This is a genomic window from Niabella agricola, from assembly GCF_021538615.1.
Lineage (GTDB): Bacteria > Bacteroidota > Bacteroidia > Chitinophagales > Chitinophagaceae > Niabella > Niabella agricola.
Genome location: NZ_JAJHIZ010000003.1, coordinates 909,949 through 931,913 on the forward strand (window position 1 = coordinate 909,949; position 21,965 = coordinate 931,913).

The window sequence follows — 21,965 nt, forward strand, 5'->3', positions numbered from 1 at the left end:
GATATTTTCTGGTCCAAACCGGATCAATTATCCACCGAAGCGTTCGGCTAAAGAATCGATTCGCACGACCTCGTTGACATCTTTACGAAGCTAACCCGGACACTTAACAGGACTAAAAATCACTGGCCGGTAGATCCCGGCAGGAATAAGCCGACTGCTTTTTGGTCCGCAACAAAGCGCAGCATCCCAGCCATTGTCCGTAAAACTGATGATGGTACTATTTGAAATACCTTCGGTTCTTAAAATAGTCGTATACCCCGTAAAGGCAATATCGCCGGTTGAAAGCCGTTGTGCAGTTCCCTTGCTGACGCTGCCAAACAACAAAAACACCAGGATCATACGCAGGTAGGATTTTCTCATTTGCAGGAAGATTTAAAATGCAAGTTAAACCGATGGCGTACATATTTAAAATAAAATTACCGGAGTCCCGTCTGGCTTCACTTCCCGGATCCCGGCGAAAGGGGAAAACAGCCGTTTCCCTTTAACGACTGATTTTTGATGAAATGTAGGTTCCGGGTCATCCTCAATTGCCAGGGAGCAATATATTAAAACAGGCTGCGGGAATGGTTTCCCGCAGCCTGTTTAGTCGCATGAATTACGGTTGCGTTATAAAACGATATGCGTTTTTTTACTCCGCCATTATCTTTTCCAACAGTGTCTTAAGCTCCTGCACCCGTTGCGGATATTTTGCAGCGAGGTTCGCCTGTTCTCCCGGATCCTTTTTCAGATCGTATAACTGCCCCTCCGGGCTGTACCCGGTTTCGATATTCACCGCTCCCATCAATGCGGGTCCTTTTGAAGGCGACAGGTATTTCCAGCCGTCCTTCACGATGCACAACGCACTGTTGGCCGGCTGTTCCACAATAAAATCGCGGGATTTCATGCTTTGGCCCATTAAAGTTGAAAAATAGTTCCGGCTGTCGGTAAACTCCCCGCCGGGCAGCTTTACCTGAAGGAATGCGGCAAACGAAGCCATGAGGTCGATTTGGCTCACCAGGGCATCCGATCTTTTGCCAGCGGCGATCTTTGCCGGCCACTGTACAATAAAGGGCACCCTTGTACCGGCTTCAAAAGCACTGTACTTACCGCCCCGGTATACACCTCCCGGTTTATGATTGAGGGCCGTGGCCGTTTCTGCAGACTGGTCCATATAGCCATCATTGAGTACCGGGCCATTGTCACTGCTGAAAATAACGATGGTGTTCTTCAATACCCCCCGTTCCTTCAATGCAGCCATCACCACGCCTACGCTATGGTCCATCTCAAGGATCACGTCCCCCCGGTATCCCAGCTTGCTCTTTCCTTTGAATTCCGTTCCAGGCATCCGGGGCACATGGATGTTATGAATGGCATAATAAAGGAAGAAGGGCTTTTTATGTTTCAGGCTCTGGTCGATAAAATCGACGGCCTTGTTATTAAACACATATCCCAGTTCTTCGTCTGTCCATTCACTGCGTGTCCCACCTTGCATAAACCCGATACGGCCAATACCGTTTACAATATGCCCGTCGTGCCCCTGCCGGGGATCACTGGGCTGCTTTAATAATTCAGGATGTTCTTTTCCCGTTCGTTCACCGGGGAATGCTTTTTGATAGTCAACGGCGATCGGATCTTTTTCCTCCAAACCAAGGGCCTTTTGATTTTCCATAAAGATCGTGGGAACCCGGTCGGCCGTTGCAGGAAATATAAAAGAATAATCAAACCCTACTTCTCTTGGTCCGGGTGCAACTTCCTTATTCCAGTCTACCGGCGATTGATTGCCCAGCCCCAGGTGCCATTTCCCTACAACCCCGGTGATATAGCCGGCCCGCTGAAACACTTTGGGCAGCGTGGTAATATCAGTAGGAATTATCAGGTTGGCATCACCCGGAAGGATATTGGTTCCTTTCTTACGCCAGGCATACCTGCCCGAAAGCAGGGAATACCGGGAGGGCGTACAAGTAGAGGCCGTTGCATGCGCGTTGGAAAAATTAATTCCGTTTTGCGCCAGCTGGTCGATATTGGGCGTTGCAATCACTTTAGCCCCATTGCAACTCAGGTCTCCGTAACCTACATCATCGGTATAAATGATCAGCACATTTGGGCGGTTGTTGGTTTGGGAAAAACCAGCTAGCATACTCCAGGCGAGCATTGCGGTAAGTATCCATTTTTTCTGCATCATCAAAAATATAATTTATTTCAGATTGGGGTTAATATTTACTTCAGCCTGTGGCACCGGCCAGGGATAATTTTCGGCTTTAAAATTCTTAGTTGTCACATACCAGCGGCTGTTGGGATCAGTAGCCCCGTCAGGAGCCTTTCTTAAGTTTTTTGCGCCGGGATAAGCGGCACCGAAGAATTTACCCTGCAGTACCGTTACGGCATCGTTCCAGCGGTAGAGATCCCATAAACGGGTGCCTTCCAGCGCCAGCTCCACGCGGCGTTCTTTCTTCAGAATGGCCATCAGCTTTACCGGATCCTGTTCGGTAACCGGGGGCATGGATACAGAAGCGCGGGCACGCACTTTATTAATCGTTTCGTCCAGCAGGCCCTGCCCTGCAATACCCATCCGCACCTGTGCTTCCAGGTAACTGAGCAGCACCTCTGCATAGCGGATAATCGGCAGGTCGATACCGGAATTCTGCAGATCACCGCCTCCAAATCCATCATAGGCAAATTTCCGCATGCTGAAACCCGTTCTCGTAGCTTGTTTACTCAGCGTTAGCTGATCCGGAGAAGAGGTCACATCCGGATGACTGATATACGGCGCTCCTTTAAAAAGCGCATTGCTGTAAAGGATAGTTGCGGCCAGCCGCGGATCACGGTTCTTTCCAAAATCTGCGGGATCGTACTGCGGACTGTTATACGAAAACGCGCTGCCATCTTTAAAATCATATGCTTCGGCCAGGCTTCCGAGCGGACAAAAAATACCCCACCCCGCTGACATTGCCGGAAAGAAATGCTGTAACATCCCATTGGGTGCCAGGTCAACCAGGTACTGCGTTGCAAAGATGATTTCCTTGCTGCTTTCGTTGGTGCCGTTAAACAAACTGGCATAATCCGGATCAATCAGGTGCTCATTCAGATCTATGATCTTTTTATAAGTGACCGCCGCCTGTTGCCAGTTTTCCTGGTTCAGGTACAGGCGCCCCAAAAAAGCAAGTGCCGCCTGTTGGGTAGCTCGTCCTCTTTCCGGTGCAGCCAGTTGTTTGGCTGTTGGGAGGTCGGCGGCCGCGTCCGTGAGTTCTTTTGCTACAAAAGCCTGCACCTCGCTTAAAGGGGCTTTGGTTACCTTATTGGCCTGCTCGGGTTGCAATACCGCAGTAACCAACGGAACAGCGCCAAAATACGTGGACAGATACAGATACTGTGTGGCGCGCAGAAACCGGGCCTCAGCAATCACCCGCTTTCTGAGGGCATCCCCGATGGCCGCTTTACCGATATTATCCAGGAAATAATTGCAGCGCGAAATCCTGGAGTAACTGTTGCTCCAGTAATTAGGATAATCACCAGTATTGGCAGTAAGCGTTCCGTTGGTAAGTTTGTTAAAGTTGGAGTTATCGCCTCTGCGGTCATATGCATTATCGGTTGCAAACTCTAGAAACAGCAACCCGTTGTAAGACCACCAGTCGGTTGGCCCGAACTCAGCGGCTTTCTGCATCTGGATGTTTCCGCGGTACAAAGCGGTCAGTGCAACGTTTACGTTGGCCTCACTGGTCCAGAAAACATCATTGGCAAACTGATCCCTGGGATACAGGTCCAGCTTTTTGGCACAGGAGCAAAAAGTAACAATAACCAGGGCCACATAAGCCCAAACAAGGTCTTTTTTTTGAACTATCATTTGTTTCATTGTCGTAAAGTTTATGCACGGTTTCACAATCGGAAGCGGGTATTAAAAATTCACATTTACACCCAGGGTAAAGTTGGCCAGGATAGGGTAATAATCTCCGGCTGTATTGATCTCCGGATCCCATCCTCTCGGATAGCGGCTAAAGGTTGCCAGGTTTTCGGCTGCTGCAAATATCCGCAGCGACTGTATCCTCATCCATTTAAGATTTTTATCCCCCAGGGTATAACCCAGTTGAATGTTTTTAATACGGAGATAGCTGCCGTTCAGCAACCAGAAATCCGATAGCAGGGTATTGGGCGTACCTGTATTGGCAATTTCTTCCATACGGGGATAACGTGCATTCCGGTCAGGATCCTGCGCCGTCCATCTTCCATCCAGTTGCCACCGCTGAATGTTCCCGTTCTGGTACATGGCGTAGCCTGCATAGTTGGTCAGACGGCCATTTACGCCGCTTACACCCTGCAGCAAGGCACTGAAATCCACTCCGGCATATCCTGCATGTAATGCGATCCCGTAGGTATATTTGGGAATATTGGTGCCCAGTATTGCCCGGTCGTAAGTGGCATCCACCTTGCCATCCGGCTTTCCGTCGGGACCGCTGATATCTTTATAACGGATATCTCCCGGTTTCGGCTTGGGATTGATCGCCGTTTGATTGGCGTACGCGTCAATATCTGCCTGGTCTACAAACAAACCGTCTGCGCGATACCCGTAATACAGATCGATCGGATAGCCCAGGAAGCGGCTGGAACCATTTCCTACCAGGCCGTTGGGTTGCGGAATATTCAGCCCTGGTCCCAGGTCCAGTACCTTGTTCCGGATCACCGAAAGGTTAGCCCGCATTCCATAGGTGAATTTGTTCCGGGTTTCATTATATCCCAGTTCAAATTCCCAGCCTTTATTGCTCAGTTTACCGGCATTGATGGTTCCCACACCAAATCCCAGCACCGCAGAATAACTGCTTCCGGGGTTGGCCAGGATATCGTACCCATAGCGGTCGAAATACGCCGCGCTGAAACTTAGCCGCCCCTTTAGCGCGGTTCCCTCCAATGCAATATCCTTGGTACGGGTAGACTCCCAGTGAAGCGTGGTATCTGTAAGCGTGGTTAAGATAGAACCGGCCGCAATCGTATTTCCGAACGGATAACTGTAATTGCCGCCCAGCGCCAGCACCAGCTGCCAGGGATAATTACCAATATTCTGATTGCCCAGCGTACCATAAGAAGCCCGGAGCTTGAGTTCATTGATCCACGGAATATGTTGCTTAAAAAACGGTTCCTCAGAAATACGCCAGCCCAAGGCATAGCCGGGAAAATCAGCATAACGGAGTGTGGGCGGGAACCGTGAGGATCCATCCCTACGTACAGTCACTTCGGCCAGGTAACGTGTTGCATAATTGTATTGAAGCCGGCCAAAATAAGAATCCATGGCCCACTCCGTTTTATTACCGGAATTGGTTTGGGTTCCGGGATCACCTGCGTTTAGCTCGGTAAGACTGTTGGATACATACCCGTTCCGGAAATTGGAAGAAACGCGATCGCCGTTGTATTCATAGGTATGGCCCAGCAATACGTTGACCGCATGCTGCCCAAAGGTGTTTTTATATTCCAGTAATTGCTGCAGGGTTTTATATTCTACTTCTTCATTGTTCTGGGTCAGGTTCCCCGGCCCCAGCCTCACCGCGGCATTCAATACCTGGCTCGATAAGAACCGCCGCGACCAGTTGGAGCTGTTGGTATATCCGCCGATGCCGGAAAGCGTAAGCCCGTGCACAATCTCCCAGTCGAGCCGCAGATTACCCGCCAGGTTCGTCCACTTTGAGTTAAAGAAGGACTCATTATTAAGATAGGTATAAGGCGTACCCTTGTTGGCAAGGCCCGTACCAAAATCGCCATTGCTGAGCAGATAAGGAAAGGTTGCCGGTATCCGCACCACCTGGCTGATGGCCGTAAGCATATCACTGAAGTCCTGGGTAGCCGACGGAGCGGGCTGATCATTGAGCTCCTGCGTGGCAGACAGTCTTGTTGAAAGCTTTAATTTTTCGGCCAGCCGGTTCGACATATTAAAACGCAGGTTGTAGCGCTGGTAATCATTCCGGGCAACAATACCGTTTTGATAAAGATAGCCCAGCGACAGCAGGTAATCGGTATTGGCGGTTTTATTCGCCACAGACAAATTATGCCCCGTTTGTAACGTACCTTTTTTAAACATCAGGTCGATATAATTTACATCCGGGTAATGATCTGGATCCGAGCCATCGCGAAACTTCCGGATCTCCTCTTCCGTATAAGTACCGGGTGTGGCTTCGTTGCGTGCCTGCGCGTATTCCCATGAATGCACAAACTCCGGATATTGCGTGGCCCGTTGCGTGCCGATATAACCATTATAACTGATCTTTATTTTTCCATTCATCCCCTGTCCGGATTTTGTGGTAACCAGGATCACACCATTTGCCGCCCTTGAACCGTAGATTGCTGCCGATGCAGCGTCTTTTAGCACCGATATGCTTGATATATCATTCGGGTCTATATTGCTTAGCTGACCGGGAATACCGTCGATCAATACCAATGCATCCGGGTTGGCACCAAAGGATGCAACGCCACGGATCCGGATCGTTCCTGCACTGCCCCCTCCCGGCTGCCCCGAACGCTGGATGACCGTAACACCCGGCATCTGACCGGTGAGTGCCTGGGTAGCCTGTGTAACCGCCCGGTTATTGAGGTCCTTAGCGTTTACCTGTGAAATGGCACCGATCACGTTTACCCTTCTTTGCGTACCATATCCCACTACCACCACTTCATCCATTTGACCGGGTAAGGCCGCCAGCCGCATCATAATGCTGCTTTTTTCCCCGGCATTCAGTGAAAAACGTTTCAATGAGTCGTTCCGGTATCCCACGAACGAAAAATAAAGATCATAGGAACGTCCATACACCATCTGGGCGGCAAACCCGCCCGTTGCATCCGTGACCTGGTGCACTACCGTTGCAGGATTTTGTACATCTACGATCCTAACCGAAGCGCCCGGAAGCGGCTCGCCTCCCTGGCTCAATACCAATCCCCGCACTTCGGCATTGTGTTGTGCCATGCCCTGCAGGGAGCAAAGCATGACCAGTGCGATTAAAACGCGATAAAATTTTAACTGCATAGTTACCTGTCTTTTATATTCAATAAAATAGTTGTTCAAAACGCATGTGCTTTTGTTCGTCCCTGTTCAGCACAGTGACGCTGCTTTAAAAAATGAACGGAATGCTCCTGTAAAGGAATGGCAGTTATCCGTATGCCCACAGGGTCAATCGTTTTTCTCTATTGTAATTTGGTTCTCACTTTTTTGATACCGCAATCCGTTCAACTGGCAAAGTTGTTCCAGTAAAACATCCAGCGAATCGCTATACATGATCGTTCCTGTAAACAGGTAATCTCCGATCTCCTTTGTTTTTAATACAATCGTTACGTGGTACCGTTGTTCGATCCGGTCGAATACCCGGCGCAATGTTTCGCGGTTAAACGAATAGGCCTTATTTCCCCACACTACCGCTCCATGCGCGGATGTTAACTGCCCGCGGGCCGCTGGGGTTGCTTTATGAGCCGCCATCCCGGCGGCATCCTTCCGGGCGGGCCGTATAACCCGGGCCACGCCATTCCTGCGGTCTACCAGCACGCCTTCCCCCGGCACCAGGATCACGGGCTCCAGTATGGCCGCATGATCCAGATCGCGCACCGCTATTTTTCCTTCCGTCAGATCTACCTGTATCGTTGCCTGCTCCCGGTTTTCCTGTACCCAAAACTCGGTACCCAGTGCCCGCACACGTATGCCGTTTGCCTCTACAAGAAAAGGATGCAGTGAATCTTTCGCTACTTTGAAATAAGCTGTTCCTGTTAAGCACAATTGCCGCTGCTCCTTAAATGTGCCCGCATACTCTACCCGGCTGCCGGGTTGCAACCGCAGCACAGATCCATCGGGTAATTGCAGCGCCGTTTCTTTTCCGGAAGGATTTTCAACAACCGTAAATGCAGGTTCCGTATGGCGGATTCCCCGCTTGCCGCCACCCAGGAAATTTAACAACGCATATCCTGCCAAAACCAGTGCCAGCACGGCTGCCGCTGCCAGCATCTTTTGTAAATAGCGCGTTTTTTTCTTCTTGTTGATCCCCTGTGCTACAGCCTTCCACATTGCTGCTTTCCACGGCTCCTCCAGCTGCTGTGTTTCCGGCATCTGGCGGAATGCCGCATCCGGAATATAGTGCTGCAGTACTTCGGGGTGCGCTTTGAGAAATGCCGTTACTTTTTCAGCCTCTGCCTCATCCGATTGATTGTCGAAGAACCGCTCCACCATCTCCTTTGTGACAGCATTATCCATTTTCATTTATGTATAACGTTTGCAAATAAAAAATCCCCTAGCGGAAAAAAAAAATTATAAAAAAAAGAATACAGTGGTCAGCATCCTGCGCAATTGTTTCAGCGCCTGCCGCACATGGTTATCTACTGTTTTAACCGACAGGTTCATTAAAACAGCAATTTCTTTATAGGAATAGCCTTCCAGGTGCTTTAAGCGGATCACTTTACGGCGCATTGCCGGCAGCCGCCGGATAGCAAGATGCAGCTGTTCATGATCCGTTAATACTGCCGGGGATTGTGTATAAAATGCTTCGGCCACGGCCCGGCGTTTCCGTTGCGTGGCCTCTTTACGCAACCAGTCGATAAATACCAGCCGGGCATTCTGGAACAGCATGGTTTCTAATGAATGGGTATCGGAGAGTCCGGAGCGGTATTGCCACATCTTAATAAACGTCTGTTGGGTAAGGTCGGCAGCATCGGCCTCGTTGCCGGTTTTTTTCAGAAAAAGAAAAAAAACACGCTCCGACCAAAGCGCATAGAACGCCTCGAACGCTTTTTGGTTTCCATCCCTGATATCTTGTACCTGGTTCAACATATACATTTACAACAAACAAAATGCGCTGCCGCGATAAGGACAGCCAATAGCCGCCATTCTGTTTCCATTACGCCCTCCTTCATATAATATACAACACCCACCCGGCTTTCCCGGTTCCTGCAGACGCGCTTAAGTACGAATTTCTTTAAACAAGCAGCACTGGCAAACACTGGCGCAAAGTAAATTTAAAATATTGAGAGTATTGAAGACTGTACGAAAAAATCAGCACCGGTGTGCATTCGTTTGCACAAACAACACCAACAGCCATGCGGCTTTTTACAAATACATTACCTTCGTGCCTGCTCGTTCCATTTTGTAACCCGCTGATCTCCGCCGGCCGGTCTCAGGAGCATGATCTCAAAATACAATTACAAAACCATACTGGCTCCTGCCAGTAAAATACAGATCATTGTGAAAAAAATACTGCTCATTATGACCGGGCTGTTTGTATATGTTACTACCATCACTGCCCAACAAAAACCCAATGTCATTTACATTTATGCCGATGATATGGGCTACGGGGAATTGGGTTGCTACGGTCAACAAAAAATCAAAACGCCACACCTGGATCAGATGGCCGCCGAGGGCATGCGGTTTATCCAACACTACTCCGGCACACCGGTATGCGCACCGGCACGTTGTATGCTGCTGACCGGAAAAAATGGGGGACATTCCTACATAAGAGGCAACTATGAACTGGGAGGCTTCCCGGACAGTTTGGAAGGCGGCCAGATGCCGCTGCCCGAAGGCAGTTTCACCCTGGGACATCTTTTTAAGAATGCGGGGTATGCAACAGCAGCCATCGGAAAATGGGGCTTGGGATCTGTACATACCACGGGGCACCCATTATTGCAGGGCTTCGATTATTTTTATGGATACCTCGATCAGAAACAGGCGCACAATTACTATCCCACACATCTTTGGGAAAACCATACATGGGACACGCTGAACAACCCCAACATCTGGGTACACCGGCAGCTCAACCCGCAAACCGCCACCGATAGCGACTTTGATTATTTCAAAGGCAATGTGTATTCCATTGATAAGATGACGGAGAAAGCACTGGGGTTTATCCGTACACACCGGCAACAACCTTTCTTTCTTTACCTGCCCTACACCATTCCGCATGTCTCACTGCAGGTACCGGAAAAATACATCAATATGTACAAGGGACAGTTTGATGAAAAGCCCTACTATGGGCAAAATGGCTATGCAGCATCTAAATACCCGCTATCCACCTATGCCGGCATGATTACCTGTCTCGACGACCAGGTAGGCCTCATTATGAATGAGATCAAAAAGCTGGGACTGGATCAAAATACCCTGATCCTGTTCTCCAGCGATAACGGAGCTACTTTTAACGGCGGGGTTGACGCCGCTTTTTTTAACAGCGTACAGGGACTACGCGGTTTGAAAATGGATGTTTATGAAGGCGGCTTCAGGGAGCCCTTTATCGCCCGCTGGCCGGGCAAGATTCCTGCGGGCAAAACCAGTGCCCTGCTTTCCGTGCAATATGATATGATGCCCACATTTGCCGAGCTTATCCGGCAACGGTTGCCCTATGCCGTTAACGGCCTTTCGCTGCTACCGGAGCTATTGGGCAAAGGAACCCAGCAACAACACCCCTATCTTTATTTTGAATATCCTGAAAAGGGAGGTCAGGTGGCAATCCGGATTGGAAAATGGAAAGGCATACGTACCGGTGTACAGAAAGACAAAGGGGCATCCTGGCAGCTTTACAACCTGGAAACAGATTTGCGTGAAACAGATGATATTGCCACTCGGCACCCCGGCATTATCCAACAGATGCAGGCCATTGCAACAAAAGAGCATCAGCATCCGCATATAAAAGAATGGGAATTTATAGACCCGAAATTTGAGAAGGCCGCAGAGGCGCAGAAACGCTGAAGTTTTTTTGTATTTCTTGTGGTTTGTTCTTTACCGCAACGGTTGCAAAGCATCCGCAAAGAACGCAATGAGAACCGGAGCGAGCATCGTTACAACCTCCTTCGCTACTTTGCGAAAATCCTCGCGTATTTTCGTGGTTTGTTTTTTACAGCAACGATCGCAAAGAAAGCCGGATTAATCATCGCTCAAAAACACATAGCACACTTCGCGAACATCCTTGCGATCTTTGCGGTTCGTTTTTACCAACAAGCACCGCAACGATCCCAATGAAAACCGGTGGCAGCATCGTTATCGCGCTGCGTTGGTTGCGGTTAGCTATCGCTAAGAAAGCGCCGAACAATTATATGCCTGTAAAAACGGTGCCATAAAAAAAGCCACTGTTACCAGTGGCTCCTTCATAAAACAAACACTAGCTTTCTATCAACGTTTCGGTCCGGCCGCCGTTACTGCTGCTGCAACTATAGTTTCGTAGCTTTCAAAGTTCTTTATAAACTGTGCTGCCAGGTTCTGCGCCTGGGCATCATAGGCCTCCGGGTGCTGCCACGTCTGGCTCGGGTTTAATACGTTCGGATCCACACCGGGGCAGGTACCCGGTATCATCAGGCCGAAAACAGGATCTTTGTGATAAATGACATTATCCAGGCTTCCGTTCAGCGCAGCCCGGATCATTGCCCGGGAGTCTGCAAGTTTCATCCGGCTTCCGGTGCCATAAGCGCCACCCGTCCAGCCGGTATTCACCATCCATACTTTTACACCGTGCTGGGCAATGCGGTCGCCCAGCATCGTTGCATAACGCGCAGGATGCAGCGGCAGAAAGGGGGCACCGAAGCAGGCACTGAAAGTAGCTTTGGGTTCCGTAACCCCGGTTTCAGTGCCCGCTACTTTTGCAGTGTAGCCGCTGATAAAATAATACAGCGCCTGCTCGCGCGAGAGCCGGGCAATGGGCGGCAGCACTCCATAAGCATCACAGGTTAAAAAGAATAGATTCCTGGGAATGCCACCGGTTCCTTCCGGAACACTGTTCTCCACAAAATCGATGGGATAGGCTACCCTTGTATTTTCAGTAACCGAAGCATCATCAAAATTGATCCGGTTGGTACCCGGGAAAAAGCTAACATTTTCAACAAGCGCCCCTTTTCTTACTGCACGATAGATTTCCGGCTCCTTTTCCGCAGAAAGTCCGATACACTTTGCATAGCAGCCTCCTTCAAAGTTAAACACACCGTTATCATCCCAGCCATGCTCATCATCGCCGATCAGTTTCCGGTCCGGGTCCGTACTCAGGGTTGTTTTTCCCGTACCGCTCAATCCGAAGAACAGGGCTGTATCACCCTTCTTTCCCTTGTTGGCGGCACAATGCATACTAAGCACGCCGCGGGTTTGCGGCAGCAGGTAATTCAATATTGAAAAAACCCCTTTTTTGATTTCGCCAGTATAGGCACTGCCGGCAATCAGGATCATTTTATGTTTAAAGCTTACAACAGTAGTGTTGCCCTGCCGGGTGCCGCAACGTACCGGATCCAGCTCCAGGGAAGGCGCGGACAGAATATGCCAGTCCGGCTCAAAATGCTCCAGCTCCTCTTCAGAAGGTCGTAAAAAAAGATGGTGCGCGAACAGGTTCATCCAGGGCAGCTCGTTTACGACCCGGATATTCAGCCGGTATTCCGGTGCGGCACAGGCATAGGCATCTCTTACCCACAACTCTTTGCGGCTGTTTAAATAATTGCGCACGTCTTCCAGGATCCGGTCGAAATAGAATTCCTCGATCGGGTTATTAAAATTTCCCCAATCGATGGTTGCTGCTGTTACAGCATCTTTCACAACAAATTTGTCGCGGGGCGAACGTCCGGTGAACCTGCCGGTAGAAATAACCAGGGCCCCGGTATCATTCAGCCTCCCCTGGTGATTCATAAGCGCATCATCTACCAGCTCATCAGGGGACAACTGGTAATGGATCTGGTTGTTTAGGTTTAACCCCGCTGCCTTGAGCTGTTTTCCGGGGATTTCGAATGGCTTTGTAAGCATATTGCGTTGAAACTTTGTTGAAACAGCAAAAATATAATTTGAAAAAATCTAAAAAAAATATATTTTAAAGATCAACAATTAGATATTTTAAAACAAACAACGAATAAATAAAGAATAATTTTCAACATTTAATTATTAAGCTAACAATTGTTTGCATTTCTGTCTGAAATACAATTTCTTAGCCCGGGATTGATCCTGGGCTTTTTTCTTTCCTTTTTGTTTCCTACCTTTGCGCCGGCCTGGTAAAGGTTATTTATAGTTCTTTTTATTTTCCCGCCCCGGCGGGAAACCTTATCAAGAAAGGCAGAGGGTTTGGCCCTGTGAAGCCTTGGCAACCTGTTATGAGGATAACAAGGTGCCAATTCCAGCTCCCGCAAAACGGGAGGAAGATAAGTCGGATCGTAGCATATTAAAAAACTTAATAGAACAGCTCATCTGGTTTATCCGGGTGGGCTTTTTTTATGCAACGGCGAACTGCTGCCTGTAATTTTTTTGAATATGAAACAAAACTCTACTAAATTCGTAGTCTGCATGAAACAAAACGCAACATATCCTATTTTGTACATTACGCCCGTAATGTGTTGCTGCATCTGCTGTATGCCCTAGCCGGCATACCTTCTACCTTATACCCCAACAGGTGTTCTTTAACGACCCTTACATATTTCAACATCATTCTTCACTTTATTAAATGCATCATTTTTTATGAGTAACCAACTACATTTCGACACCTTGCAAGTGCATGCCGGCCAGCAACCGGATCCTACAACCGGAAGCCGTGCCGTACCGATTTACCAGACTACTTCTTATGTTTTTAAAAATGCAGATCATGCTGCCAATCTTTTTGGTTTAAAGGAATTTGGCAATATCTATACACGGATCATGAATCCGACCACCGATGTATTTGAGCAGCGGGTTGCCGCACTGGAAGGAGGCGTTGCTGCGCTGGCTACCTCATCCGGGCAGGCCGCACAATTCCTGGCCATCACCAACCTGTTGCAGGCCGGCGAAAATTTTGTCACTTCTCCTTTCTTATACGGGGGCACATTTAACCAGTTTAAAGTTTCTTTTAAACGGCTGGGTATTGACGTACGGTTTGCGGCTGATGACAATATAGACAGCTTCCGTCCGCTGATCGACGATAAAACAAAAGCCATCTATATTGAAACGCTGGGTAACCCGCGGCTGAATGTGCCCGACTTTGAAAAATTTGCCGCACTGGCAAAAGAATATGATCTGCCGCTGATCGTAGACAATACCTTCGGTGCCGGCGGTTACCTGTTCCAACCTCTTAAGCATGGCGCGAACATTGTAGTGGAAGCAGCCACCAAATGGATCGGCGGGCACGGCAACAGCATCGGCGGCATCATTGTAGACGGAGGCAATTATAATTGGGGGAACGGTAAATTCCCGCAGTTTTCCGAGCCGTCGGAAGGTTATCATGGGCTTAATTTCTGGCAGGTATTTGGAGAAGGCAACCCGCTGGGACTGCCCAATATCGCTTTTGCCATCCGCGCCCGGGTAGAAGGCCTCCGCGATTTCGGACCTGCGTTGAGCCCTTTCAATTCTTTCCTGCTGCTTCAGGGCCTGGAAACGCTTTCCCTGCGTGTACAACGCACAGTAGACAATGCCCTTGCTCTTGCAGAATGGCTGGAACAGCACGATAAAGTTGAGTTTGTATGGTACCCGGGTCTGGAAAGTAGTCCTTATCACAACCTGGCCAAAAAATATCTTACTAACGGCTTTGGCGGTGTGTTGCAATTTGGCATCAAAGGCGGAATTGAAAACGGAAGGTCCTTTATCAATAACCTGAAGCTGGTAAGCCACCTGGCAAACGTGGGCGATTCCAAAACACTGGCCATTCATCCCGCCTCTACCACACACGAGCAGCTCAGTGAAGCCGAAAGAGCCAGTGCCGGTGTATTAGACAACCTGATCCGCATCAGCCTTGGTATTGAGCATATCGAAGACATTAAAGCAGATTTTGAGCAGGCTTTTGCGGCTGTTTTTAACAAGTAAAAAACAAGACCTGCAAGATTTCCCCTTATTCAGATCGGTGAACATCTTGCAGGTCTTTCAAAAAGAATGCAACAACACGTATTTACATATTCAGCTCCCTTTGTATTGGAAAGCGGTGTCCGCTTTCAGAACCTGCGGCTGGCGTATACAACCTATGGCAGCATCAATGAAGAACAATCCAATATTGTATGGATTTTTCATGCGCTGACGGCCAACAGCAACCCGCATGAATGGTGGCCCGAAATGATTGGTGCAGGAAGGGCTTTTGATCCCGCAAAGGATTTTATTATTTGCGTAAATATGCCGGGCAGCTGTTACGGAAGCAGCAGTCCGCTGGATCTGAACCCGGCAACCGGAGAGCCGTACTATCATGACTTTCCGTTCTTCACGATCCGCGACATGGCACGCGCCTACCAGCTGTTACAAAAAGAGCTGGGCATTCAAAAAATCAAGATCGGTATTGGCGGCAGCACCGGTGGTCAACAACTCCTGGAATGGGCGGTACTGGACCCTGAGCTCTTTGAATACATCGTTCCGCTGGCCACCAACGCGGTACATTCGCCCTGGGGGAAAGCCTTTAACGCTTCCCAGCGGTTTGCCATTGAAGCCGATCAAACCTGGCAAACGAAAAATCCGGAAGCAGGATTGAAAGGCATGGAAGTAGCACGGGGTATTGCCCTGCTTTCCTATCGTAATGCTACGGCCTATAATAAAACGCAATCCGAACATTCTGATGAACAACTGGAAGCTTTCCGGAGTGAAAGTTACCAGCGCTACCAGGGCACCAAGCTAGCAGCACGGTTCAATGCGTTCAGCTATTATGCCCTTAGTAAAAGTATGGACAGCCATAACCTGGGCCGCGGCCGTGGCGGCGTGATTAAGGCACTGGAAACCATTAAGGCAAAAACCCTGGCGCTGGCCCTGGAAGGCGATCTGTTATTTCCCCCGGAAGAACAGGAATTTTTAGCCGAACATATTCCCGGAGCGATTGAGAAACTGATCCGCTCCGACTACGGGCACGACGGATTCCTGCTGGAATTTGACCAGATATCAGAGGCAATAAAAAAATTCACAACCCGTCATGCCAAGAGCGTGGCGATAAAATAAAAATAATGGGCGAACATAGAGAATTAGTGATCGGGCTATTTGGCTTTGGTGTTGTAGGAGAAGGATTGTATAAGGTATTGCAGCAAACGCCTTCTTTGAAAGCCTCGATCAAAAAAGTCTGCATCAAGCATCCCGGAAAAAAAAGAAATGCTCCGGAAGACCTGTTTACAACCGACCGCAATGAGCTGTTAAACGACACCTCCATCAACCTGATCGTAGAGGTGATCGACGACGCTGTTGCCGGCTTTGAAATTGTAAGCACTGCATTAAAAAATGGAAAGGACGTAGTTAGCTCTTCCAAAAAAATGATCGCGGAAAACCTGCCGGCGTTGCTGCAGCTGCAACAAAAAACCGGGAGGTCCCTGTTGTACGAATCCTCTGCCTGCGCCTCCATACCCGTTATCCGGAACCTGGAGGAATATTACGACAATGATCTTTTACACAGTATCCGTGCCATCGTAAACGGAAGCACCAACTTTATACTTACCAAGATCTTTGAAGAGAACCTGGCGTTTAAAGACGCGTTGCTCCTGGCGCAACAGCTGGGCTTTGCAGAAAGCGATCCCACCCTGGATGTAGAAGGATACGATGCCCTCAATAAATGGACCATCCTGCTGCTTCATGCCTATGGAATTGTGGCGCACCCGGATCATATCCTGTTTAACGGCATTCAGAATATTGCCAAAACCGACGCAGCGGTAGCCAAGGCACGCGGACAGCAGATCAAGCTGGTAGCACAAGCTAAAAAACTGATCAACGGCGGCGTGGGCGCTTATGTACTGCCCCAGTTTGTAAATACCGACAGTCCGCTGTCCTTTGTAAAAAATGAGTACAACGGTGTGGTCATCGAAAGCGGGTTTGCAGATCAGCAGTTCTTTTATGGTAAAGGTGCAGGCAGCTTTCCTACCGCTTCTGCAGTACTCAGCGATATCTCTGCCCTGCGTTATGAATACCGCTACGAGTATAAAAAACTCTACCATCACAAGCCGCATCAACTCAACGATGCCATTTACCTCAAAGTATTTGTAAGCTTCACCGACCTGGCGAATATTCCCAAAGAAGACTTCGAATGGATCGAGGAATGGCATGCCCAGGAGAGCCGCAAATATTTATCCGGCGTAATTGCATTACAGAAATTAAAACAAAATTCCTGGTGGAAAGAGAACAGCACTTCCTTAATTGTGGAAGCCGATGGCATTATTGAAGATATCGAGGAACGGAAGTTAAAGAAGAAAAGCCTGGAGCTGGCAGGGCTGCTATAAGTTCCAGGTTCCTGGTTTCAAGTTCCTGGTTCAAAGTTCAGGTTTGGTCTAAACATTGAACCAGGAACGCTGAACTAAAATCCCCGCGCCATAGAGGGCACCGACAGATCTGCAAAATCATGCACCAGGTATTTATAGTACCCGGTGATGGCGATCATACCGGCATTGTCGGTGCAATACTGAAAATCGGGAATAAAGGTATTCCAGCCTTTCTGTTCGCCCATTTCCTTGAAAGCCTTGCGCAGCCCGCTATTGGCAGATACGCCGCCAGCGATACAAAGATCTTTTATCCCCAGGTCTTTTGCAGCCTTGCTCAATTTGTTCAACAAGATTGAGATGATCCGGTTCTGAATGGAAGCACAGATATCCCGCAGGTTTTCATCTATAAAACGTTGGCGTTCCTCCGTGGTGGCAGCAAACGCTTCTTTATACACCTGGGCAGTACCTGCGTTTCTCAGGAAATAAAGAATAGCGGTCTTCAGTCCGCTGAAGCTGAAATTGTACCCCGGTATTTTTGGCTCGGGAAACTGAAAGCGCTCCGGGTTACCCTCTTTTGCATATTTATCTACCAGGGGTCCGCCCGGGTAAGGCAGCCCCAGCATTTTTGCAGCCTTATCGAAAGCCTCACCTGCTGCGTCATCAATGGTTTCTCCGATAATTTCCAGTTGAGTCGGTGAAACACATTTTACGATTTGTGTATGGCCGCCGCTTACCGTTAAGCAAAGAAAAGGGAACGATGGTTTATCGTCAGGAATCAGGTTTGCCAGTACATGCGCCTGCATATGGTTTACCGCAATCAATGGTTTATTTAATGCCAGCGACAGCGATTTGGCAAACTGCCCGCCCACCAGCAAACTCCCGATCAGCCCCGGGGCCTGGGTAAAGGCGATCGCGTTCATCTCCTCCAGCTGCAAACCGCTTTGCTTTAAGGCTACATCCACCACCGGTACGATGTGTTGCATATGTGCCCGCGATGCCAGCTCCGGAACGACGCCCCCATGCTCGGCATGTACCGCCTGTGTGGCGATCCGGTTGGATAATATTTTTCCATCGCTGCAAACTGCAGCAGAAGTTTCGTCACAACTCGATTCAATTGCCAGTATATTGATCTTGCTCATTGTTTTATTTTATTCGATATCTATTCACATTCAATGCCGGTTTCTTTACCGTTTTTTATAGCTGCTGCAGATCACCTCCGGGCGCGACAAGTTGCGCTGATTGCGTCTACAGTGCCGTATAATATATTGTTGAATACGACCAAAGCTGCTGCCAAATCTGAAGTTCAGATTTAACGCGATGGACGCAAAGTTTCTACAACGGCCGCAATGGGAGCCTGGATGTTAAAAATCCCCTTCGTGTTCCTTGGAAACGACATTGATTCACCATTAACTATTAACCATTGACTATTGCCTGCTACCCTCAACTCCGGATCGCCACCACCGGGTTCATTTTTGCCGCCTGCACCGCCGGAACAATGCCCGCAACCACGCCCACGATTACGCAGATCAGAAAGGTCCAGATCATATTTCCAATGGATATAAATACCGGGAAATCGAGCGCCCTGCTCAGGATCTGTGCCAGCAGGTATACCAGGAACAAACCGATCAACCCGCCCAGCATACAGAGAAAGGCCGATTCCAGCAAAAACTCTGTGAGGATGATCTGACGCTTGGCCCCGAGGGCTTTTTTTAAACCGATCTGCGAAGTTCGTTCTTTTACGGTAACAAACATGATATTGGCCACGCCAAACAACCCAACGATCAAACTGATTCCTCCGATCACGGCCCCTCCGATATTCAATCCCGCAAATGCCTCTTCCACCTGGTCGCCGATATCATTGATATCATTCAACGCAAAATTATCCTCCTGCTTCGGGCTAAGTTTATGAAGGCTTCGCATGGTTACCATCAGCTCATCCTTCAACCCCTTACTGGTGATCTGCTCCCGGCCCTGCACCATAATCACCGGGTCCGTCTTTTCTTCATTGTAGATGGTACGCCCAAACAGAAAAGGCAGGATCACGCTTTGATCAAATCCCCAGCCACCGATCATCTGCTTCCCCTGTTTCTCGATCACCCCGGCCACCATGATCTTTTTTCCGGCAATGGTGATGATTTTATTAACCGCCAGTTCCGGTTCATTAAACAACTTTTCAGCGATCTCGTAGCCGATCACAGCCACATTGGTACCATAGTTAAACTCAGCATCAGAAATAAATCGACCAAATCCCATGGTCAGCGGCTGGATCTTGATGTATTCTTCGCTCACACTATACACGTTCACTCCGTTTAACAGGTACCCCGAAAACTCCACGTTACCCTTCCCCTGCAGGGTAAAAGCCACATACCGGGCATTAGGCGTCCGCTCTTTAATCGGCTTTACTTCATCGTAACGGGGAACCGGCCGGTTCACATATTTCCACCAGGGATAGTCCGGTCCGCCCCCATAATCCCATTTATCCACATAGATCGTATTGGATCCCAGAGTCTTTATTTCATTCTGTATGTTTTGTTGCAGGCTGTTTACTGTAGCCAGAACCCCGATGATGCAAAAGATACCAATGGTGATACCGAAAAGCGACAGGAAGGTACGCAGCTTGTTTTTCCATAACTCCTGCATGGCCATACGAAAACTACTGCTTATGATTTCCAGTGGGCGCCTTAACATAGGTACAAATATAGCTACGTTTTGATTGCTTTTTACAACAGAAGCGTTGAAGCGTATTTACCACCGGCGGCCAAGCCCCCCTGTTGCAATGCGATGGCGTTCGGGAGCCGCCCCTGGCATCGCGGACAAGATTGCAGGCCGTAAAAAAACTGATCCGGTAGTCAAATACGTAGCTAACTACCTATATTTGCATTTTAAAACACATTTTACCATGTTTACAATCCGGCAACTGAACAACGCCGATATACCGCAGGTTATCGAATTGATCTTACACATCCAGCAGGTAGAATTCAATGTACCCGTTACGCTGGAAGGCCAGCCTGATCTGCAGGATATTGAACGCTTCTATATAGAACCCGGCGGAAATTTCTGGGGTGCTTTTTCCGGCAGCACCCTGGCCGGCACCATTGCCCTGATCCGCGCCGAAGCACAAACCGGTGTGATCCGGAAAATGTTTGTAAAAAAAGAATACCGGGGTGCGCAGCCAGGAATAGCCCGGGAACTGCTGGATACCCTGATCCGCTATTGCCGGCAACAGCAGATTAAAACCCTTTACCTGGGCACGGTTCACCTGCTAAAAGCTGCAATGCGGTTTTATGAAAAGCAGGGCTTTACCCCGGTAGCCGAGACGGAACTTCCCTCCTTTTTTCCAAGGATGCCGGTTGACAACCGGTTTTATACCCTTTCACTTAAAAACCCATAAAGAGATGCATATAATTGACGAAGCGGGCATCCTGGCACTGGCCACCCGGCTACAGCGACTGAGCGAGCGCATCCGCAAACAGGGACATGAAGTATACCAGGCCTGCGGCATTGACTTTGACCCCAAATGGTTTCCCGTGATTTACGCGCTTCATAAAAAAAGCGTGCTGGGTGTAATGGAGCTGGCGGGGGAAATCGGATACACCCACCCTTCTACCATCAGTCTTTTAAAGGAGCTGGAGAAAAAAAAGCTGATCCGTTCAAAAAAACACCCGGCCGACGAGCGAAAACGCCTCCTGAGCCTTTCTTCCCAGGGGCAGTTACTGGTAGCAAAAATGCAGCCGGTATGGACATTGCTGGTGCAGGCCATTACACAGGTAACCGATACACGGAACAACCTGTTTAAATCCATTGTGGAAGTAGAGCAACAGCTGGGCCAGACCGCATTGGTAGATGCTGCATTACAGTTGCAGCAGAAAAGAACCGGCGGCTAAGCCAGCAATACCCGGAGTTTCTTTTTGAATTCCGGAAGCCGCGAACCGCCGGTTGACATAACCAGATTGAGGATTGGTGATTTCCGGCCGGCCTGCCCTATGCATTCCGGGAACCTTCCGCTTCCCGGTAGCACCAGCGGATGATCTGCTCTATCGCTTTAAAAATCTGTTCCCGCCCCTTTTTGGCAGTAGCATCAATACCGCAGATCGTATTGTTATGATACCGGGAATGCAGGGTAATGTAGTAAATCGCCGACACGAGGAGCGCGTTCACCGCCCGGAAGTTTACCGAAGATCCTTTAAAATACTTATCAGACAGCTTGAACAGCTGTTCACCAAAGCGTTCGCGCTCACCCAGAATATCCTGTAGCAGCGGGTTCTTTTCACTCAATTCCCACAGGATGATGTGCTGCATCTCCGGCGAATGCTCCAGGAATGTAAACTGCCCTTTTAAAATCTCTATTACCGTTTCTGCCGGCAGGTCGGTAAGCGGCGACTGCTCCGTTATTAACTCCGTGCGCTTCCAGAAATCATTTTCTTTCAGATACGCGTCAATCAGGCCACTCAAACTTCCGTAATAATTATAGATGAGTTTTTTATCAAGCTTTGCATGCGCCGCAATACGATGTGCTTTTAACGCCTTGTACCCGTCTTTCTCAAGGATTGCCCCTACCGAATGCAGCAATTTTTGCATGGATTTCTGCTTATCCCGCTTCGGCTCCTGTGTATTTTTTTGTTTTGTTTTCATGGTAACAAACTTCAAAGGCCATGATGGTTGGGAAGCAGGCCCCCGGGACCCGCATTAGATATATTAGAAATATTTTCAACAAAAAACTAAATATTTACAAAAAATAGACCCGGCTTTTGCACACAACACGCAATTCTCAGCAAGTAAGTATATTTTTTCAATTATCCGGAACTGCTTAATCGTTTTAAGTCAACGGCCGGTGACTTATAATGATTAAAGATATACCTTTGCTTCATTCAAAATTGCAGAACCTGTAAAAAATTTACGATTCCTGT

16 protein-coding genes and 1 riboswitch are annotated in these 21,965 nt (G+C 48.8%); of the genes, 6 read left to right on the top strand and 10 right to left on the bottom strand.

From position 1 onward, the window contains the following. Window positions 1-90: 90 nt before the first annotated feature. From LL912_RS09220 to LL912_RS09245, 6 genes are all read right to left on the bottom strand, one after another. On the bottom strand, window positions 91-360 hold the full coding sequence (locus LL912_RS09220; protein WP_235553294.1) for a hypothetical protein: 270 nt from the start codon (window positions 358-360) through the stop codon (window positions 91-93). 268 nt (window positions 361-628) lie between these two features. Further along, complete coding sequence (locus LL912_RS09225; protein WP_235553295.1) at window positions 629-2,161, bottom strand: sulfatase-like hydrolase/transferase; 1,533 nt, start codon at window positions 2,159-2,161, stop codon at window positions 629-631. 12 nt (window positions 2,162-2,173) lie between these two features. Continuing rightward, a complete protein-coding gene (locus LL912_RS09230) occupies window positions 2,174-3,829 on the bottom strand; it encodes a RagB/SusD family nutrient uptake outer membrane protein (RefSeq protein WP_235553296.1) in 1,656 nt (551 codons plus the stop codon). 42 nt (window positions 3,830-3,871) lie between these two features. After that, on the bottom strand, window positions 3,872-6,976 hold the full coding sequence (locus LL912_RS09235) for a SusC/RagA family TonB-linked outer membrane protein (protein ID WP_235553297.1): 3,105 nt from the start codon (window positions 6,974-6,976) through the stop codon (window positions 3,872-3,874). 144 nt (window positions 6,977-7,120) lie between these two features. After that, window positions 7,121-8,194 (bottom strand): FecR family protein, encoded by a 1,074-nt coding sequence (locus tag LL912_RS09240; protein ID WP_235553298.1) that lies wholly within the window; start codon window positions 8,192-8,194, stop codon window positions 7,121-7,123. 48 nt (window positions 8,195-8,242) lie between these two features. Next, window positions 8,243-8,761, bottom strand: coding sequence for an RNA polymerase sigma factor (locus tag LL912_RS09245; protein WP_235553299.1), 519 nt, complete (start codon window positions 8,759-8,761; stop codon window positions 8,243-8,245). 411 nt (window positions 8,762-9,172) lie between these two features. On the opposite strand from LL912_RS09245, the gene LL912_RS09250 reads away from it, so the two are divergent. Then, a complete protein-coding gene (locus tag LL912_RS09250; RefSeq protein WP_235553300.1) occupies window positions 9,173-10,669 on the top strand; it encodes an arylsulfatase in 1,497 nt (498 codons plus the stop codon). Between the two features lie 420 nt (window positions 10,670-11,089). Here the strand turns inward: LL912_RS09250 and pckA are convergent, their stop codons facing one another. Next, a complete protein-coding gene (pckA, locus tag LL912_RS09255) occupies window positions 11,090-12,694 on the bottom strand; it encodes a phosphoenolpyruvate carboxykinase (ATP) (protein ID WP_235553301.1) in 1,605 nt (534 codons plus the stop codon). Between the two features lie 288 nt (window positions 12,695-12,982). Beyond that, window positions 12,983-13,090, top strand: a riboswitch (SAM riboswitch). A gap of 306 nt (window positions 13,091-13,396) precedes the next feature. Between pckA and LL912_RS09260 the strand changes: the two genes are divergently transcribed. The 3 genes from LL912_RS09260 (at window position 13,397) to LL912_RS09270 (ending at window position 17,079) form a co-directional block, all read left to right on the top strand. After that, a complete protein-coding gene (locus tag LL912_RS09260; RefSeq protein WP_235553302.1) occupies window positions 13,397-14,710 on the top strand; it encodes an O-acetylhomoserine aminocarboxypropyltransferase/cysteine synthase family protein in 1,314 nt (437 codons plus the stop codon). Window positions 14,711-14,776: 66 nt separating this feature from the next. Continuing rightward, window positions 14,777-15,817, top strand: a complete 1,041-nt coding sequence (locus tag LL912_RS09265) for a homoserine O-acetyltransferase family protein (protein ID WP_235553303.1) — start codon at window positions 14,777-14,779, stop codon at window positions 15,815-15,817. A gap of 5 nt (window positions 15,818-15,822) precedes the next feature. Continuing rightward, window positions 15,823-17,079, top strand: a complete 1,257-nt coding sequence (locus LL912_RS09270; RefSeq protein WP_235553304.1) for a homoserine dehydrogenase — start codon at window positions 15,823-15,825, stop codon at window positions 17,077-17,079. Between the two features lie 74 nt (window positions 17,080-17,153). Here the strand turns inward: LL912_RS09270 and tsaD are convergent, their stop codons facing one another. Both tsaD and LL912_RS09280 read right to left on the bottom strand, forming a co-directional pair. After that, a complete protein-coding gene (tsaD, locus tag LL912_RS09275; protein WP_235553305.1) occupies window positions 17,154-18,197 on the bottom strand; it encodes a tRNA (adenosine(37)-N6)-threonylcarbamoyltransferase complex transferase subunit TsaD in 1,044 nt (347 codons plus the stop codon). A 301-nt stretch (window positions 18,198-18,498) separates the two neighbouring features. Continuing rightward, complete coding sequence (locus LL912_RS09280) at window positions 18,499-19,746, bottom strand: ABC transporter permease (RefSeq protein WP_235553306.1); 1,248 nt, start codon at window positions 19,744-19,746, stop codon at window positions 18,499-18,501. Window positions 19,747-19,957: 211 nt separating this feature from the next. Here LL912_RS09280 and LL912_RS09285 point away from each other — a divergent pair, with 211 nt between their 5' ends. Then, window positions 19,958-20,449, top strand: a complete 492-nt coding sequence (locus tag LL912_RS09285) for a GNAT family N-acetyltransferase (protein WP_235553307.1) — start codon at window positions 19,958-19,960, stop codon at window positions 20,447-20,449. Window positions 20,450-20,453: 4 nt separating this feature from the next. Further along, window positions 20,454-20,942 carry a MarR family transcriptional regulator gene (locus LL912_RS09290; protein WP_235553308.1) on the top strand — a complete coding sequence of 163 codons (489 nt, stop codon included), beginning with the start codon at window positions 20,454-20,456 and terminating at the stop codon, window positions 20,940-20,942. Between the two features lie 97 nt (window positions 20,943-21,039). Here LL912_RS09290 and LL912_RS09295 read toward each other — a convergent pair whose 3' ends face one another. Further along, on the bottom strand, window positions 21,040-21,690 hold the full coding sequence (locus LL912_RS09295; RefSeq protein ID WP_235553309.1) for a TetR/AcrR family transcriptional regulator: 651 nt from the start codon (window positions 21,688-21,690) through the stop codon (window positions 21,040-21,042). Between the last annotated feature and the right edge of the window lie 275 nt (window positions 21,691-21,965).

What these genes read in the sequence shown, in the direction of transcription:
- LL912_RS09240 (WP_235553298.1), bottom strand. Translation starts at nt 8,194, where the DNA reads ATGAAAATGGATAATGCTGTCACAAAGGAGATGGTGGAGCGGTTCTTC.
- tsaD (WP_235553305.1), bottom strand. Translation starts at nt 18,197, where the DNA reads ATGAGCAAGATCAATATACTGGCAATTGAATCGAGTTGTGACGAAACT.
- LL912_RS09245 (WP_235553299.1), bottom strand. Translation starts at nt 8,761, where the DNA reads ATGTTGAACCAGGTACAAGATATCAGGGATGGAAACCAAAAAGCGTTC.
- LL912_RS09220 (WP_235553294.1), bottom strand. Translation starts at nt 360, where the DNA reads ATGAGAAAATCCTACCTGCGTATGATCCTGGTGTTTTTGTTGTTTGGC.
- LL912_RS09265 (WP_235553303.1), top strand. Translation starts at nt 14,777, where the DNA reads ATGCAACAACACGTATTTACATATTCAGCTCCCTTTGTATTGGAAAGC.
- LL912_RS09225 (WP_235553295.1), bottom strand. Translation starts at nt 2,161, where the DNA reads ATGATGCAGAAAAAATGGATACTTACCGCAATGCTCGCCTGGAGTATG.
- pckA (WP_235553301.1), bottom strand. Translation starts at nt 12,694, where the DNA reads ATGCTTACAAAGCCATTCGAAATCCCCGGAAAACAGCTCAAGGCAGCG.
- LL912_RS09270 (WP_235553304.1), top strand. Translation starts at nt 15,823, where the DNA reads ATGGGCGAACATAGAGAATTAGTGATCGGGCTATTTGGCTTTGGTGTT.
- LL912_RS09230 (WP_235553296.1), bottom strand. Translation starts at nt 3,829, where the DNA reads ATGAAACAAATGATAGTTCAAAAAAAAGACCTTGTTTGGGCTTATGTG.
- LL912_RS09235 (WP_235553297.1), bottom strand. Translation starts at nt 6,976, where the DNA reads ATGCAGTTAAAATTTTATCGCGTTTTAATCGCACTGGTCATGCTTTGC.
- LL912_RS09295 (WP_235553309.1), bottom strand. Translation starts at nt 21,690, where the DNA reads ATGAAAACAAAACAAAAAAATACACAGGAGCCGAAGCGGGATAAGCAG.
- LL912_RS09280 (WP_235553306.1), bottom strand. Translation starts at nt 19,746, where the DNA reads ATGTTAAGGCGCCCACTGGAAATCATAAGCAGTAGTTTTCGTATGGCC.
- LL912_RS09260 (WP_235553302.1), top strand. Translation starts at nt 13,397, where the DNA reads ATGAGTAACCAACTACATTTCGACACCTTGCAAGTGCATGCCGGCCAG.
- LL912_RS09290 (WP_235553308.1), top strand. Translation starts at nt 20,454, where the DNA reads ATGCATATAATTGACGAAGCGGGCATCCTGGCACTGGCCACCCGGCTA.
- LL912_RS09285 (WP_235553307.1), top strand. Translation starts at nt 19,958, where the DNA reads ATGTTTACAATCCGGCAACTGAACAACGCCGATATACCGCAGGTTATC.